The sequence below is a fragment of the Streptomyces sp. NH27 genome (genome assembly GCF_056859195.1).
Genome location: NZ_JACEGK010000186.1, coordinates 1 through 13,433 on the forward strand (window position 1 = coordinate 1; position 13,433 = coordinate 13,433).

The 13,433-nt window shown below is 71.0% G+C and carries 12 protein-coding genes and 1 pseudogene; 6 read left to right on the plus strand and 7 right to left on the minus strand.

Annotation, left to right across the window (positions count from 1 at the left end):
• Together AC13HU_RS17100 and AC13HU_RS17105 are read left to right on the plus strand one after the other, a co-directional pair.
• Nucleotides 1-804, plus strand: a pseudogene (locus AC13HU_RS17100) (hypothetical protein); the annotation flags it as partial.
• A 108-nt stretch (nucleotides 805-912) separates the two neighbouring features.
• Nucleotides 913-1,221, plus strand: coding sequence for a DUF5955 family protein (locus AC13HU_RS17105; protein ID WP_483042738.1), 309 nt, complete (start codon nucleotides 913-915; stop codon nucleotides 1,219-1,221).
• Nucleotides 1,222-1,336: 115 nt separating this feature from the next.
• On the opposite strand, the gene AC13HU_RS17110 is transcribed toward AC13HU_RS17105, so the two are convergent.
• Nucleotides 1,337-2,089, minus strand: a complete 753-nt coding sequence (locus AC13HU_RS17110) for an IclR family transcriptional regulator (protein WP_483042739.1) — start codon at nucleotides 2,087-2,089, stop codon at nucleotides 1,337-1,339.
• A gap of 187 nt (nucleotides 2,090-2,276) precedes the next feature.
• Here AC13HU_RS17110 and allB point away from each other — a divergent pair, with 187 nt between their 5' ends.
• Nucleotides 2,277-3,677, plus strand: coding sequence for an allantoinase AllB (allB, locus tag AC13HU_RS17115; RefSeq protein ID WP_483042740.1), 1,401 nt, complete (start codon nucleotides 2,277-2,279; stop codon nucleotides 3,675-3,677).
• A gap of 92 nt (nucleotides 3,678-3,769) precedes the next feature.
• Here allB and AC13HU_RS17120 read toward each other — a convergent pair whose 3' ends face one another.
• Entirely contained in the window at nucleotides 3,770-5,029 is a 1,260-nt protein-coding gene (locus AC13HU_RS17120; RefSeq protein ID WP_483042741.1) for a DUF2254 family protein, read from the minus strand.
• A 642-nt stretch (nucleotides 5,030-5,671) separates the two neighbouring features.
• Here AC13HU_RS17120 and AC13HU_RS17125 point away from each other — a divergent pair.
• Nucleotides 5,672-6,091 carry an SHOCT domain-containing protein gene (locus AC13HU_RS17125; RefSeq protein ID WP_483042742.1) on the plus strand — a complete coding sequence of 140 codons (420 nt, stop codon included), beginning with the start codon at nucleotides 5,672-5,674 and terminating at the stop codon, nucleotides 6,089-6,091.
• Between the two features lie 81 nt (nucleotides 6,092-6,172).
• Here AC13HU_RS17125 and AC13HU_RS17130 read toward each other — a convergent pair whose 3' ends face one another.
• The 5 genes from AC13HU_RS17130 to AC13HU_RS17150 form a co-directional block, all read right to left on the minus strand.
• Nucleotides 6,173-6,316: a hypothetical protein gene (locus tag AC13HU_RS17130; protein WP_483042743.1), complete on the minus strand. Its 144-nt coding sequence runs from the start codon at nucleotides 6,314-6,316 to the stop codon at nucleotides 6,173-6,175.
• Between the two features lie 63 nt (nucleotides 6,317-6,379).
• Complete coding sequence (locus AC13HU_RS17135; protein WP_483042744.1) at nucleotides 6,380-7,735, minus strand: GH1 family beta-glucosidase; 1,356 nt, start codon at nucleotides 7,733-7,735, stop codon at nucleotides 6,380-6,382.
• A gap of 19 nt (nucleotides 7,736-7,754) precedes the next feature.
• Complete coding sequence (locus AC13HU_RS17140; RefSeq protein WP_483042745.1) at nucleotides 7,755-8,624, minus strand: carbohydrate ABC transporter permease; 870 nt, start codon at nucleotides 8,622-8,624, stop codon at nucleotides 7,755-7,757.
• Complete coding sequence (locus AC13HU_RS17145) at nucleotides 8,617-9,621, minus strand: carbohydrate ABC transporter permease (RefSeq protein WP_483042746.1); 1,005 nt, start codon at nucleotides 9,619-9,621, stop codon at nucleotides 8,617-8,619. Before AC13HU_RS17145 ends, AC13HU_RS17140 begins: the two co-directional genes overlap by 8 nt.
• 15 nt (nucleotides 9,622-9,636) lie before the next feature.
• Nucleotides 9,637-10,959 carry an ABC transporter substrate-binding protein gene (locus AC13HU_RS17150; RefSeq protein ID WP_483042747.1) on the minus strand — a complete coding sequence of 441 codons (1,323 nt, stop codon included), beginning with the start codon at nucleotides 10,957-10,959 and terminating at the stop codon, nucleotides 9,637-9,639.
• Between the two features lie 148 nt (nucleotides 10,960-11,107).
• Here AC13HU_RS17150 and AC13HU_RS17155 point away from each other — a divergent pair, with 148 nt between their 5' ends.
• Both AC13HU_RS17155 and AC13HU_RS17160 read left to right on the plus strand, forming a co-directional pair.
• On the plus strand, nucleotides 11,108-12,478 hold the full coding sequence (locus AC13HU_RS17155; protein ID WP_483042748.1) for an ROK family transcriptional regulator: 1,371 nt from the start codon (nucleotides 11,108-11,110) through the stop codon (nucleotides 12,476-12,478).
• Nucleotides 12,479-12,572: 94 nt separating this feature from the next.
• Nucleotides 12,573-13,397 (plus strand): AIM24 family protein, encoded by an 825-nt coding sequence (locus tag AC13HU_RS17160; protein ID WP_328470931.1) that lies wholly within the window; start codon nucleotides 12,573-12,575, stop codon nucleotides 13,395-13,397.
• The last annotated feature ends 36 nt before the right edge of the window (nucleotides 13,398-13,433 follow it).

Genomic DNA, 13,433 nt, shown 5'->3' on the forward strand with positions numbered 1-13,433 from the left:
GCGCACGCCCCGGCGCCCGGTCGGCCCGGCCCGCCGCACAACGGGCCCGCCGCGGGGGCACCGCACGGCGGGTACCTGTGGCACCCGCAGCAGTGGCCGCGGGCGCCGTACGTGCATGTGCCGCTGCCGCTGCCGAGGAAGCGGCGGAAGGCGGTCGGAGTGGTCGCCGCGGTCGCCGGGTTCGCGGTGGTGGCGACCGCCGCGGTCGCGCTGTCCTCGGGAGACGGCGGAGGTAAGCCGAGCATGGGAGCACGGCCACCGGCGGCCGGTGCGCCACAGCCGTCGCCCTCCCTGTCGTCTCCGGCGTCGCCCGCGCCGACGTCGCCGCCGCCCGGCGGAGACGCCACCGGGGCACCGCCGGAGAGCGGCTTCGTGTACCAGCAGCTGCGGCTGCCCGCCGGTGACGGAATGTCACTGCGCGCCGACCCGCCGACCATCAGCTCCGGCGCGTACAGCGGTGACTTCGGGTTCACCGGGGACGCCTCCGCGTTCACCGTGGACCGCTCCCGCGACATCCTCGCCCTGGTCGCCGCCGGGAGCCCGTCGACCGCCGCCACCTGCCGGTCGGCCCGCGCGGTCCAGGTGAAGTCGGTCGACGCCGGCTCGCTGCGCGAGGGTACGCGGCTGTGCGTGCGGTCCGTCGACGGCGCCACCACCGCGATGGTGACGTTCCGTCAGGTTCCGTTCCGTCAGACTCCGCACGCGGCCGCGGTGTTCGACCTCACGGTCTGGCACGCGGTGGCGGAGCGCTCCGCGCCCGGTACCGGAATACGCGCGAATATTGCCGACGGAGTGGCGCAATGAGGGTCAAGTCGCGTTAACTGATCGGCCCCGGGGCGAGCCGTGGCGGGGAAGCGCCCGGGTGGGATCCGACGCGAGGGTGGGGTGTACGTGGTGGTGGGGGAGTCGCAGGTGCTCGAGAACGGGCGCGGCGGTACGGTCGGCAGCGGGCCGGGCGCGGACCTGGCGGACGCGGTCGGACGCATGCGCCGGGAACTGATCGCGTATCGGCCGATGTTGCCCGACCGGGCCGTCGCCGAGGACGAACTCGACGCGCTGGCCCGCGTGGCCGGCGCCGTGGACCGGGCGCCCGGCCCGGCGGACTCCGAGCGGATCCGCCATTCGTTACTTCTGGTCGCGGCGGTGATCGGTTCGGTCCGCGCGCTGACCGCCCCGCTCGACGCGCTGCGCGAGGCCGTCGAACGGCTCGCCCCGCCGTGACCCCGAGCGCAGGCCCGGCCGTACTGACGGCCGCACTGCCAACCGCGCTGCCGGCCGCGCCCGACCGGTGCCGGCCGTGCCGAGCCCGGCGTGCGGCCGGGTGGCGGGTCCGGTCTCAGGTCGCCAGCGCCCGCGCCAACTGCCGTGCCACGTCGTGCAGTACGGGCACGATCTTGTCGGTGGCCGCCTCGGTCAGCCGCCCGGCCGGGCCGGAGATGGAGATGGCCGCGGCGGTGGGGGAGTCGGGCACGGTGACCGCGAGGCAACGCACCCCGGTCTCCTGCTCGTTGTCGTCGACGGCGTAGCCCAGACCCCGGATGCGGTCGAGTTCGGCGAGGAACGCGTCCGGGTCGGTGATGGTGTGTTCGGTCGCGGCCGGCATCCCGGTCCGCCCGAGCAGCGCCCGCACCTGCTCCGGCGGGACCTGCGCCAGCAGCGCCTTGCCGACGCCGGTGGAGTGCGGCAGCACCCGCCGTCCGACCTCGGTGAACATCCGCATCGAGTGCCGGGAGGGCACCTGCGCGACGTACACCACCTCGTCGCCGTCGAGCAGTGCCATGTTCGCGGTCTCGCCGGTCGCGTCGACGAGTTCCGCCAGGTAGGGGCGGGCCCAGGTGCCCAGCAGCCGGGACGAGCTCTCGCCGAGCCGGATCAGCCGGGGCCCGAGGGCGTATCGCCGGTTCGGCTGCTGGCGGACGTAGCCGCAGTCCACCAGGGTACGCATCAGGCGGTGGATGGTCGGCAGCGGCAGCCCGCTGCTGGCCGACAGTTCGCTCAGTCCGACCTCGCCGCCCGCGTCGGCCATCCGCTCCAGCAGGTCGAAGGCGCGTTCAAGCGACTGGACGCCTCCGGTGCGGTCAGCAGGCACGTACGTTCTCCTCGTTCGCGGTGGACCCTCGCGGCGGTCCGCCCGGGCGGGACCGCAGCCCCGGCGCCCGCCGCTGGCGGAAGCGGATTTTCGCTCTGTGGAATCCTACCGCCCTTGACGTCCCGGGGAACGATACCCACCATGGCCGTCAACAGAACGTTGAATTTTCCCCGACGACGGAGGCCGTGTGGTGGAGGAGCAGGTGCTGCGCTCGACGCGCGTGGTGACCCCGGAGGGCGAACGCCCCGCGGCGGTGGTCTTCATGGCCGGCACGATCACCGCGGTGCTGCCGCACGACGCGCCGCTGCCGCCGGGCGCCCGGTGCACCGACCTCGGCGACGACGTGCTGCTGCCCGGCCTGGTCGACACCCACGTGCACATCAACGACCCCGGCCGCGCGCAGTGGGAGGGCTTCGCCACCGCCACCGCGGCCGCCGTGGCCGGCGGCATCACCACCGTCGTGGACATGCCGCTCAACAGCGTGCCGCCCACCACCACCGCCGCGCACCTCGACGTCAAGCGCGCCGCCGCCCGCGGCCGGGTGCACACCGACACCGGCTTCTGGGGCGGCGCGGTACCCGGCAACACCGCCGACCTCAAGGCCCTCCACGACGCGGGCGTCTTCGGCTTCAAGTGCTTCCTGCTGCCCTCCGGCGTGGACGAGTTCCCGCATCTGGACCGGGCCCGACTCGCCGAGGCCATGGACGAGTTGGCGCGCTTCGACGGCCTGCTCATCGTGCACGCCGAGGACCCGCGGCTGATCGAGGGCGCCCCGCAGCGCGGCGGCCCGAAGTACGCCGACTTCCTCGCCTCCCGGCCGCCGGCCGCCGAGGACCGCGCCATCGCCGGGCTGATCGAACTGGCCGCGGAGCGCGGCACCCGGGTGCACATCCTGCACCTGTCCGCCGCGAGCGCGGTGCCGCTGATCGCCGCCGCCCGCCGGGACGGGGCGCGGCTGACCGTCGAGACCTGCCCGCACTTCCTCACCCTCACCGCCGAGGACGTCCCGGACGGGGCAACGGAGTTCAAGTGCTGCCCGCCGATCAGGGAGGCCGCCAACCAGGACCTGCTGTGGCAGGCGCTCGCCGACGGCGTCATCGACTGCGTGGTCTCCGACCACTCGCCCTCCACCATCGACCTCAAGCACAAGGACACCGGGGACTTCGCCGCCGCCTGGGGCGGCATCTCCTCGCTCCAACTCGGCCTGCCCGCCGTGTGGACCGAGGCCCGCCGCCGCGGGCACACCCTCGCCGACGTGGCCGGCTGGATGTCGGCGGGCCCGGCCCGGCTGGCGGGTCTCGACGCCGCCAAGGGCGCGATCGCGGCCGGCCGCGACGCCGACTTCACGGTGCTGGACCCGGAGCGGACCTTCACCGTCGACCCGGCCCGGCTGCACCACCGCAATCCGATCACCGCGTACGCCGGCCGCACCCGGCACGGCGTGGTCCGCGCCACCTACCTGCGCGGCCGTCTCGTCGCCGCGGGTCCCGGCGAGGGAACGGCCGCGGGCGCCCCGGCCGCCGGCCCCGCCCGAGCCATGCAGAACCCCGCCGGCCGGCTCATCGAGCGTCCGTCCGACCGGAGTTGACCGGAGCGGCAGCCCCGGGCGGGGGAGCCGCCGACCGGAAAGCCCCCGAACGTCACGTCCGGGCGTCCGGGCGTCCGGGCGTTCAGGCACCACTACCGGGCCTCTGCCGTGGCTTCCCGCCAGAAGACGGGAAACCGTTCGGCGAACTCGGTCTCCACCCATGCGAGGCGGTGTGCCAGCAGAGCCTGGCCCGGTGGCGGGGCCGTTCCGGCCAGCCGCCCGAGCAGGGTCCGGATCCGGGCCAGGACCATGGGGGAGTTCATCCCCGCTGCGATGACGTCGTCCAGGCCCGTGTGGACGAAGTCCTTCCAGGCCGGCCGCGCGATCACCACCCGCACCTGACCGTCCGGACCGGCGACGCGCAGGGGACCCCCCTGGTGGGTGCGTCTCGCTGCGGGCCCGCCGAGTAGGTCCTCCAGGCAGTCAAGTGCCTGTACGGCGGTGGCGGGGTCATTGACCGCCGGGGACATAGCCCGAAGTGCTACGTCGGCCAGCAGCCGGAACGCGAGCATCGGGTCCTGATCGAAGGTCGGCTGGACCCCGGTCACCAGCGCGCCCAGCACAGCGGTATCCGGCAGCGCGGAGCCGTGCACATCGGCGACCGCCGCCCCGCGGCGCAGCGTGGACCCGGGCGGGCTGCCCAGCACGACGACCGCACCCGCGGCGTGCGCGGCCTTCAGCAGTCGTTCCACGTCGATCTGCTGCAGCACGGCCGGGGCGTTCGGCCAGGTGACTGTCGAGACCATCGGGGCGAGGACCGAATCCGCGGCAGGCGCGGACCTTGCTGTGAGGCCATCTGACGGGTAGAGAACGTCGAGGGCAGTGCCTCCGCGTTCGGTGATCAGACGAAGTACCGGGGCGAGCTCAATGGAGACGAGAGCCCGCAACTGCAGGACACGCAACAGCGCCAGCAGCACCAGGAGCAGGACCGCGGTGAGAGCCGGCACGGCCACCGACACATGCGAGCGGCTGCCGATCGTCAGGGCCGCCGTGACGCAGAAGACCGTGAGGCCGATGGCGAAAGCGAAGGTCCGCCACACGATCGGCGCCTCGCGGAACAGTGTCAGACGCGGCGTGAAGTTGGTGTGCGCCCACTGCACCACCAGGAACAGCAGCGAGAAGATGATCGTCACCGCACCGAGGACACCCACGCCTAGAGCCAGCAGCATGTCGACCACCGAACGGGCCGGAACGTCGGCACCGCCGGAGATCCTCGGCACCAGCAGCCCGAGCCCGAGCCCCGCGAGCATGGACATCAGCTGGGCCAGCCCCGCACGCAGGCGCCGCCTGCGACGCAACGGGCCCTGCCCGCGGCCGGCCGCCGCCATCAGGATGATCCGTCCGCTCGCCACCGGCCTCCTCGGCCTGGCCGCCCTGATGAGGGAAGATGCGGCACGCCAGAACCGTCGGCTGCCACTGGCGGTCACCGCCTCGCGTCGGGGGACGGAAAAGGGCCACACAACCCGCTCGCACCTGTCTTGCGCCGCGGACACCTCGATCCGGAAGCCACCATCAGCACCACCACAACCTGCTTGCTCACATGACGGACATCACCCGGCTCCGTCACGCGATCCTCACCCGCCGGCTCCTCAGCCATCACCAGCGTGCCCCGGAACGGCGCCGCCCGCCAGATCAGGAAGTCGCCGGCCCAGCACCCGTAACCGCGCAGCCGACAATCTGGACCGCCATGCAAACGCCTGGCCCCCTTGTCTCCCCAGACGAATATCACGACAGCCACAACGGGGCTGCGACGCGACATGGGGTATTGAACTCAGGATGGTCGGCATCGGATCAGACGCTTCCTTTCGGACACTTGGTCGGCGTACATGTGCGGGAGCTGCGCGGCCCGTGGATGGTAGGCGCAAGAGTTGCAGGCGACTGGGGTCGGTGCGAATGTGGTCGAAGTGAATGCGCGGACTCGATGGCTTCCCGGCGGCCCAGTGGAGCAGGTGCTGCGAGGCCGAGGCAGCCCGAACTTCCGGTAAGGGGAAGTCATGAAGCACATGTATCTGGCCAGCGATTACCCGGTCCTCGGGGCTTTCTGGACGATCCTCCTGTTCGCCGCAGCCGTGCTGTGGCTCATCCTGCTTTTCCGGATCATCGTCGACATTTTCCGGGACGACGAAATGAGCGGCTGGGGGAAAATGGGCTGGCTGCTTCTTGTGATCCTTCTTCCGTTCCTCGGGGTTTTCGTCTATGTCGTGGGTCGTGGCCGCGGCATGGGAGAGCGTGAGCTACGGCACGCGCAGAAGCGGCAGCAGGCATTCGACACCTACGTCCGCGAGACGGCTTTGGGCGGTGGGAAACCGGAGCGGACGCAGGCCCAGGAACTGGCCGACCTGACCGAGATGCACGACAAGGGCTCCTTGTCCGACGAGGAGTTCCGGCGGGCGAAGGCGGAGGTCCTGCACTGAGTCGGGTGCCTGGTGCGGGTGCCCGGGCGACCCACCCGGCGCAGACATGGGTTTGGGGCATGCCAGGCTGTCGGGTGGGGGTCAGGGCTGCTTTTCGGTCGGCCGGTCGGTGGGAAGTCTGCGGGTGAGGGCGAGGCCGGCGAGGGTGATCCCACCAGCGGCCAGGATCGCGGCTTCGAGGCTGTCGAGCTGGGATTGGGCGTAGGAGTCCACGACGGCGTCCACTTCGGAGGGCGAGGACGCGCCGGTCGGAGGTCCGACGGGCGCGTCCTCGGGTCGTACCGCTGGTCAGGCCGCGCGGCGCGCCTTGCGGCGGTGCGCGGCAACGATGTCGGCGTAACGCCGGCCGCTGCCCTTGATGGTGCGCTTCTGCGTGGCGTAGTCGACGTGCACCAGACCGAAGCGCTTGTCGTAGCCGTACGCCCACTCGAAGTTGTCCAGCAGCGACCAGGCGTAGTAACCGGCCAGCGGCACACCGCGCTTGACGGCGCGGGCGCAGGCGGCCAGGTGTTCCTCCAGGTACTGCGCCCGCTCCGGGTCGTCGACCTGGCCGTCCGGGCCGACCACGTCGCGGTAGGCGGCGCCGTTCTCGGTGACGAAGACCTTGCGGGCGCCGTACTCCTCCGAGAGCCGGACCAGCAGCGACTCCAGGCCGTCCGCGTCCACCTCCCAGTCCATCGCGGTGCGCGGCACGCCCGGCCGGTACGCCATCTTCGCCCGCGGCGCCGGGCCGGTCGGGTCGTCGGTGATGTACTGCGGGAAGTAGTAGTTCAGCCCCAGCCAGTCCAGCGGAGCCGCTATCGACTCCATGTCGCCGTCCCTGACCGGCAGTTCGACGCCGTACAGGTCCAGCATGTCCTGCGGGTAGCCGCGGCCGTGGATCGGGTCGAGCCACCAGCGGTTGGTGTGCCCGTCGGCCCGCTTGGCGGCCGCGATGTCTGCCTCGCGGTCGGTGGCCGGCGGGCACGGGCTGAGGTTGTTGACGATGCCGATCCGCAGGTCGCCGTGCGCGGCCCGCAGCGCCTGCACCGCCAGCCCGTGGCCGACGTGCAGGTGGTAGGACGCGCGTACCGCGGCGGTCAGGTCGGTCCAGCCCGGCGCCATGGTGCCTTCCAGGTGGCCGATCCACGCCGAGCACAGCGGCTCGTTGAGGGTCGTCCAGTCCTTGACCCGGTCGCCGAGGGCCTGCGCGACCACGGCCGCGTACTCGCCGAACCGCTCGGCGGTCTCCCGCTCGGGCCAGCCGCCGCGGTCCTGCTGCGCCTGCGGCAGGTCCCAGTGGTACAGCGTCGCGTTGGGGGCGATGCCCGCCTCCAGCAGGGCGTCCACCAGGCGGTCGTAGAAGGCCAGTCCGGCCTGGTTGACCGCGCCGGAGCCCTGCGGGATGATCCGCGGCCAGGCCACGGAGAAGCGGTAGGCGTCCAGGCCCAGGGACTTCATCAGCCCCAGGTCCTCCTGCCAGCGGTGGTAGTGGTCACAGGCGACGTCGCCGGTGTCGCCGCCCGCGACCTTGCCGGGGGTGTGGGAGAAGGTGTCCCAGATGGACGGGGCCCGGCCGTCCTCGTCCACCGCGCCCTCGATCTGGTAGGCGGCGGTGGCCGCACCCCAGAGGAAATCCGCGGGAAGAGCGCTCAGGTCGTTCACGAGTTACCTTTCGGTGGGGTCACTTGACGGCGCCGGCGGTCAGCCCGGCCACCAAGTAACGCTGAAGAAGCAGGAATCCGGCTACCACGGGAACGCTCACCACGAGCGAGGCGGCCATGACCTGGTTCCAGTACACGTCGTTCTGGGTTGCGTACTCGCGCAGGCCCACGGCGAGTGTGCGCGTGCTCTCGTTGGTCATGACCGAGGCGAAGAGCACTTCACCCCAGGCCGTCATGAACGCGTAGACGCACACCGCGACGATGCCGGGGATCGCGGCCGGCACCACGACCCGGAACAGCGCCCCCATCGGCCCGCAGCCGTCCACCTTCGCCGCCTCGTCCAGATCCCGCGGGATCGAGTCGAAGTACCCGACGAGCATCCAGATGGAGAACGGCAGGGAGAAGGTGAGGTAGGTGATGATCAGTCCGAGCCGGCTGCCGTTGAGCGTGATGCCGGTGGAGTTGCCGATGTTGACGAAGATCAGGTACAGCGGCAGCAGGAAGAGGATGCCCGGGAACATCTGGGTGGACAGCACGGTGACGGTGAACAGCCGGCGGCCGGCGAAGCGGTACCGGCTGACGCCGTACGACGCGAAGATCGCCACCGCGACCGACAGCAGCGTCGCGCTCACCGATACGATCAGCGAGTTCACGAAGTAGTGCGCCAGCGGGATGGTCTTCCAGATGTCGACGTACGGCTTGACCGTCAGGTGGTGCGGTATCCACTGGAAGGAACCCTGCACGTCCGACAAGCTCTTCAGGGACGAACTGAGCATCACGTAGACGGGGATGAGCACGAAGATCAGCAGCAGGGTCAGCACGATGCGCCGGGTCCAGATGAAGGACTTCGGCTGCGCCATCGGAGACGGCTGCACGGGAATCCTAGGCATCGGCGTCACCTCGCTTCCGGGACGTGAACAGCAGGTAGACCGCCGTGACCAGCAGCAGGAACAGCAGCAGGAGCACGGACATCGCCGAGCCCTCGCCGAAGTTCCAGGTGATGAACGACGACTGGTAGATGTGGATCGAGATCAGGTCCGCCTGATGTGGCGCCGACGGACCGAACAGCACGAACGGCGTGTTGAAGTCGTTGAAGGTCCACAGGAACAGCACCAGCACCAGCACCTGGTTCACCGGGCGCAGCGACGGCAGGGTGATCTTCCTGATCTGCTGCCACACGCCGGCGCCGTCCATCGCGGCGGCCTCGTACAGTTCGCGCGGGATGTTCTGCAGGCCGGCCATCAGCGCGAGGAACGCGAACGGCCAGGACTTCCAGACCGACACGATCACCAGCGACCAGAAGCTGTTGCTGCCGATCAGCCAGAACGACTTGTCCGACGTCACGTGCAACTGGTCGTGCAGGACGTGGTTCACCAGGCCGGTGTTCTGCTGGAACATGAAGGTCCAGGTGATCACCGTCGCGTACACCGGCAGGGCGTACGGCACCAGGAAGATGGCGCGCATCACGGCCCGGCCGCGGAAGCTCTCCTGCATCAGGATGGCGGCCGCGGTACCGATCAGCCAGGACAGGCCGACCGACAGCACCGTGAACTCCAGCGTCACCCAGAACGAGTGCAGCAGCGCCTCGCCGATCGGCTGGTGGATCTTGACGGCGATCTTGTAGTTGTCGAAGCCCGTCCAGGGCGCGGTGCTCCAGTTGCGGATGTAGAAGAGCGTGAGGCCCTTGAAGCTGATCAGGATGCCGAAGACCATCGGCACGATGTGGATCAGCAGTTCGAGCAGGACGGCGGGCAGCAGCAGGAGGTAGGGCAGGCCGCCTTGGCGCAGCCGTGCGGGAATGCGCGGCCGGAGCCGGCCCCGGCCGGCGGACTTGCCGCCGGCGGGACCGGCCTCGGAGGCGCTCCTGGGAGGGGCGGTGGCAGACATGAGGAGAGCCGATCCTTAGGACGCGGGCATCTGCGACTGCGCCTTTTCCAGCGCGGCCTTGACGGAGTCGGTCGTGATGGACTTGCCGCTGGCCGCGTCGGCGAACAGCTCCTTGACGGCGGTGCCGACCGTGGTCTCGAACTGGGCCTCGTTGGGGACCTGCGGCAGCGGGGCCGCGGAGTTGGCGAGGACGCTTGCGAGGGTCTTCAGGTCGGGCGTCTGGAACGCCGGGTCGCTCTGCGCCTCGGTCACCGGCGGGATCGAGCCGTACGCCTTGTTGAGGATCTTCTGCTCCGGCGTGCTGGTCATGAACTTCACGAACTTCAGCGCCGCGGACTGGTGCTTGGTGCTCTTGAAGACCGCCATGTTGATGCCGGCCACCATGGAGGTGATGCCGGCGTCACCGGTCGCGCCGACGGTCGCGGTCGGCACCGGTACCACGCCGTACTGGTCGGGCGTCATGCCGTGCGACTTGATCGAGGTCGCGGCCGACTGCCACATCATCATCGCGGCCTTGCCGGTGGCGAAGTCGGTGATGGTCTGGTTCTGGTCGTACTCCGCGTTGCCCTTGGCGGCCTCGCCGTCGGCGATGAAGTCGACGTACTGCTTGACGGCCGCCACGTTGGCGTCGGTGGTGAAGGTCGGCTTGCCGGAGGCGTCGAACCAGTCCGAGCCGCGCTGCTTGGCGAGCACGAACGCGTGGTGGATGTTCTCCGAGCCGTTGCTGCCCTCGACCGCTATGCCGTGCACGTCGCCCTTGGTGAGCTTCTTGGCGTCGGTGTCGAGTTCGGCCCAGGTCTTCGGCGGCTGCAGGCCCGCGTCGGCGAACATCTGCTTGTTGTAGTACAGGCCGTAGGCCATCGAGTACAGCGGCACCGCGGCCGGGTCCTTTTTGGCCGCACCGGCGGCGGAGATGGCGGACTTCGCGAAGCGGTCCTCGCCGCCGATCGCGGTGAAGTTGCTGCTGTCGAACGGCAGGAGGGCGCCGGTCGCCTGGAGCGAGGCGGACCAGGTGTTGCCGATGTTGAGCACGTCGGGGCCGTCGTTGGACGTGGCGGCCGCGAGGATGCGGTTGAGCAGGTCGGCCCAACCGACGACCTCCAGCTTGACCTTGATGCCGGTCTGCTGCTCGAACTTCTTCAGCTCCGGGGCGAGCACCTGCTTGTCGTTGTCCAGGCTGGTGCCCTGGTTGCTCGCCCAGTACGTGAGCGTGACGCCCTTGTCGCTGCCGCCGCTCTTGCCGCTGTTGCTGTCGCTCGAACCGCCGCCACATGCGGCGGCGGTCAGGCCGAGCGCGGCCACGAGGGCGGTGGCCGCGAAGACTCTGCTGGTGCGCATAACGGTTCCCTCTCAGGGGTGGGATCGCTTCAGGAAGTGAACAGCGCCTGTGTCTTAATTCAGGCCGTGATTTAACTTGTGAGAAAAGGTGGCGTCAAGACCCTGGACGGCGATAGGTTCCAGCGAGACGAGGCAGAAGGGAGTCAAGATGGCTGAGCGGGCCAAGCGCACAGTGCGTGACCTGCGGCGCGGCAACCGTGCATCGCTTCTGCGTCATTTGTATTTCGAAGGCCCCCTCAGCCGACAGGAGTTGGGCCGGGACACCGGCCTGAGCGCGGGCTCGATCAGCAACGTCGTTGGAGAGTTGATCGCGGACGGCATGGTCGAGGAGGCGGGCGCCGTCGAGTCCGACGGCGGGCGCCCGCGCATCCTGCTCCAGGTCGCCGCCGGCTACGGCTACGTGGTCGGCGTGGACGTCGGCGAGACCCGGGTCCGGGTGGAGCTGTTCGACCTCGCGCTGACCGAACGCGCCTCCGCCGACCTGCCGTTGTCCGACAGCGGGCACGACGTGGACCTGGTGGTGCGGCTCGCCCTGGAGGGCATCGCCGCCGTGGTGCGCGAGGCCGGCATCGACGACCGGGAGGTGCTGGGCGTCGGCATCGGCGTGCCCGGGATCGTGGAGCAGGGTGACCCGCGGGACACCGCGCCCGGCGAGGGCGACGGCATCGTGGTGCACGGCCAGACCATCGGCTGGGACGCGGTGCCGCTGGGCCGGCTGCTGCGGGCCGGCACCGACCTGCCGCTGTTCATCGACAACGGTGCCAAGACCCTGGGCCAGGCCGAGATGTGGTTCGGCGGCGGGCGCGGCTCGGGCAACGTGGTGATCGCGCTGATCGGCTCCGGCGTCGGCGCCTGCGTGGTCGCCGACGGCACCCCGTACCAGGGCGCGAGCAGCAGCGCGGGGGAGTGGGGGCACACCACGCTGCGGGTCGGCGGCCGGACCTGCCGGTGCGGCTCGCGCGGCTGCCTGGAGGCGTACGTCGGCGCGGAGGCGCTGCTGGGCCGGTGGCCGGACGCGCCACAGGGGGCCAGCGAGGAGACCGCGCTCGCCGCGCTGCTGGCCGCCGCCGACCACGACCCGGACGTGGCGGAGTTGCTCGCCGAGGCCGCGGAGTACCTGGGCGCGGGCATCGCCGACCTGATCAACCTGTTCAACCCGCAGCGGATCGTGATCGGCGGCTGGGCCGGACTGCTGCTCGGGCCGCGGCTGCTGCCGTCGGTGCGCGAGGTGGCCGCCGCGTACTCGCTGCACCACCCGTGCGCGCAGACGTCGATCGAGCTGGGCCGGCTGGGCGCGGACGCGGTCACCGTGGGGGCGGCGACGCTGCCGCTGGCCCGCTTCCTGGAAACCGGCGGCGAACGGCCGGCGCGGCTCCTGGCGCAGGGACGGCAACCGGACGGCGAAGGCCCGCCGGGCGGAGCGGCGGACCCGCCGGGCCGCGGACCGGGCCGCGGGTCACGGTCCGGTGCCACCTCCGGCGATCCGGTGCGGAACCGAAGCGCGCGGGCGGTACGTTGACGGGTCGGTGCGCGGCGCACCGCGATTGCCGCGGCGCGCCGGATTCGCACCCATTCGTCACGGTTTGCCCCGCACGCCCTTCAGGAGTTCGCCCATGACCCTTCGACAGCAGATCGTCGGCAACGCCATGCAGATGGCCGTCTGCACCCTCGACCCCGGTCAGACCGTGTACTGCGAGGCGGGCAAGTTCCTGTTCAAGACCGCCAACGTCAGCATGGAGACCCGCCTCGGCGGCCCCGGCAACGGCAGCCGGCAGGGCGCCGGCGGCCCCGGCGGGCAGGGCGGCGGCATGGGCGGGATGCTGCGCCAGGCGATGGGCACCGCGATGCAGGTCGGCCAGCGCGCCCTGGCCGGCGAGTCGCTGGCCTTCCAGTACTTCACCGCCGCCGGCGGCGAGGGCACAGTCGGCTTCGCCGGGGTGCTCCCCGGCGAGATGCGCGCCCTCGAACTGAACGGCTCGCGCGCCTGGTTCGCCGAGAAGGACGCATTCGTCGCGGCCGAGGAGAGCGTCCGGTTCGGCATCGCCTTCGCCGGCGGCCGGCAGGGCATGAGCGGCGGCGAGGGCTTCATCCTGGAGAAGTTCACCGGCACCGGCACCGTGATCATCGCCGGCGCGGGCAACTTCATCGACCTCAACCCGGCCGACTTCGGCGGCCGGATCGAGGTGGACACCGGCTGCATCGTCGCCTTCGAGGAGGGCATCCAGTACGGCGTGCAGCGCATCGGCGGGCTCAACCGCCAGGGCATCATGAACGCCGTCTTCGGCGGCGAGGGGCTGTCGTTGGCCACCCTGGAGGGCAACGGGCAGGTCATCCTCCAGTCCATGACCATCGAGGGGCTGGCCAACGCGCTGAAGAAGGCGCAGGGCGGGGACAAGCAGGGGCCGACCGGGGGCCTGTTCTCCACGCACGCCGGCTGAGCGCGGCCCGCTTCCGGGCTGCCGCCGGCCCGCGGC

Bases quoted from the DNA above. Each gene is read 5' to 3' on its own strand.
- AC13HU_RS17150 (WP_483042747.1), bottom strand. From the start codon at position 10,959: ATGCGCACCAGCAGAGTCTTCGCGGCCACCGCCCTCGTGGCCGCGCTC.
- AC13HU_RS17155 (WP_483042748.1), top strand. From the start codon at position 11,108: ATGGCTGAGCGGGCCAAGCGCACAGTGCGTGACCTGCGGCGCGGCAAC.
- AC13HU_RS17145 (WP_483042746.1), bottom strand. From the start codon at position 9,621: ATGTCTGCCACCGCCCCTCCCAGGAGCGCCTCCGAGGCCGGTCCCGCC.
- AC13HU_RS17125 (WP_483042742.1), top strand. From the start codon at position 5,672: ATGAAGCACATGTATCTGGCCAGCGATTACCCGGTCCTCGGGGCTTTC.
- AC13HU_RS17160 (WP_328470931.1), top strand. From the start codon at position 12,573: ATGACCCTTCGACAGCAGATCGTCGGCAACGCCATGCAGATGGCCGTC.
- AC13HU_RS17140 (WP_483042745.1), bottom strand. From the start codon at position 8,624: ATGCCTAGGATTCCCGTGCAGCCGTCTCCGATGGCGCAGCCGAAGTCC.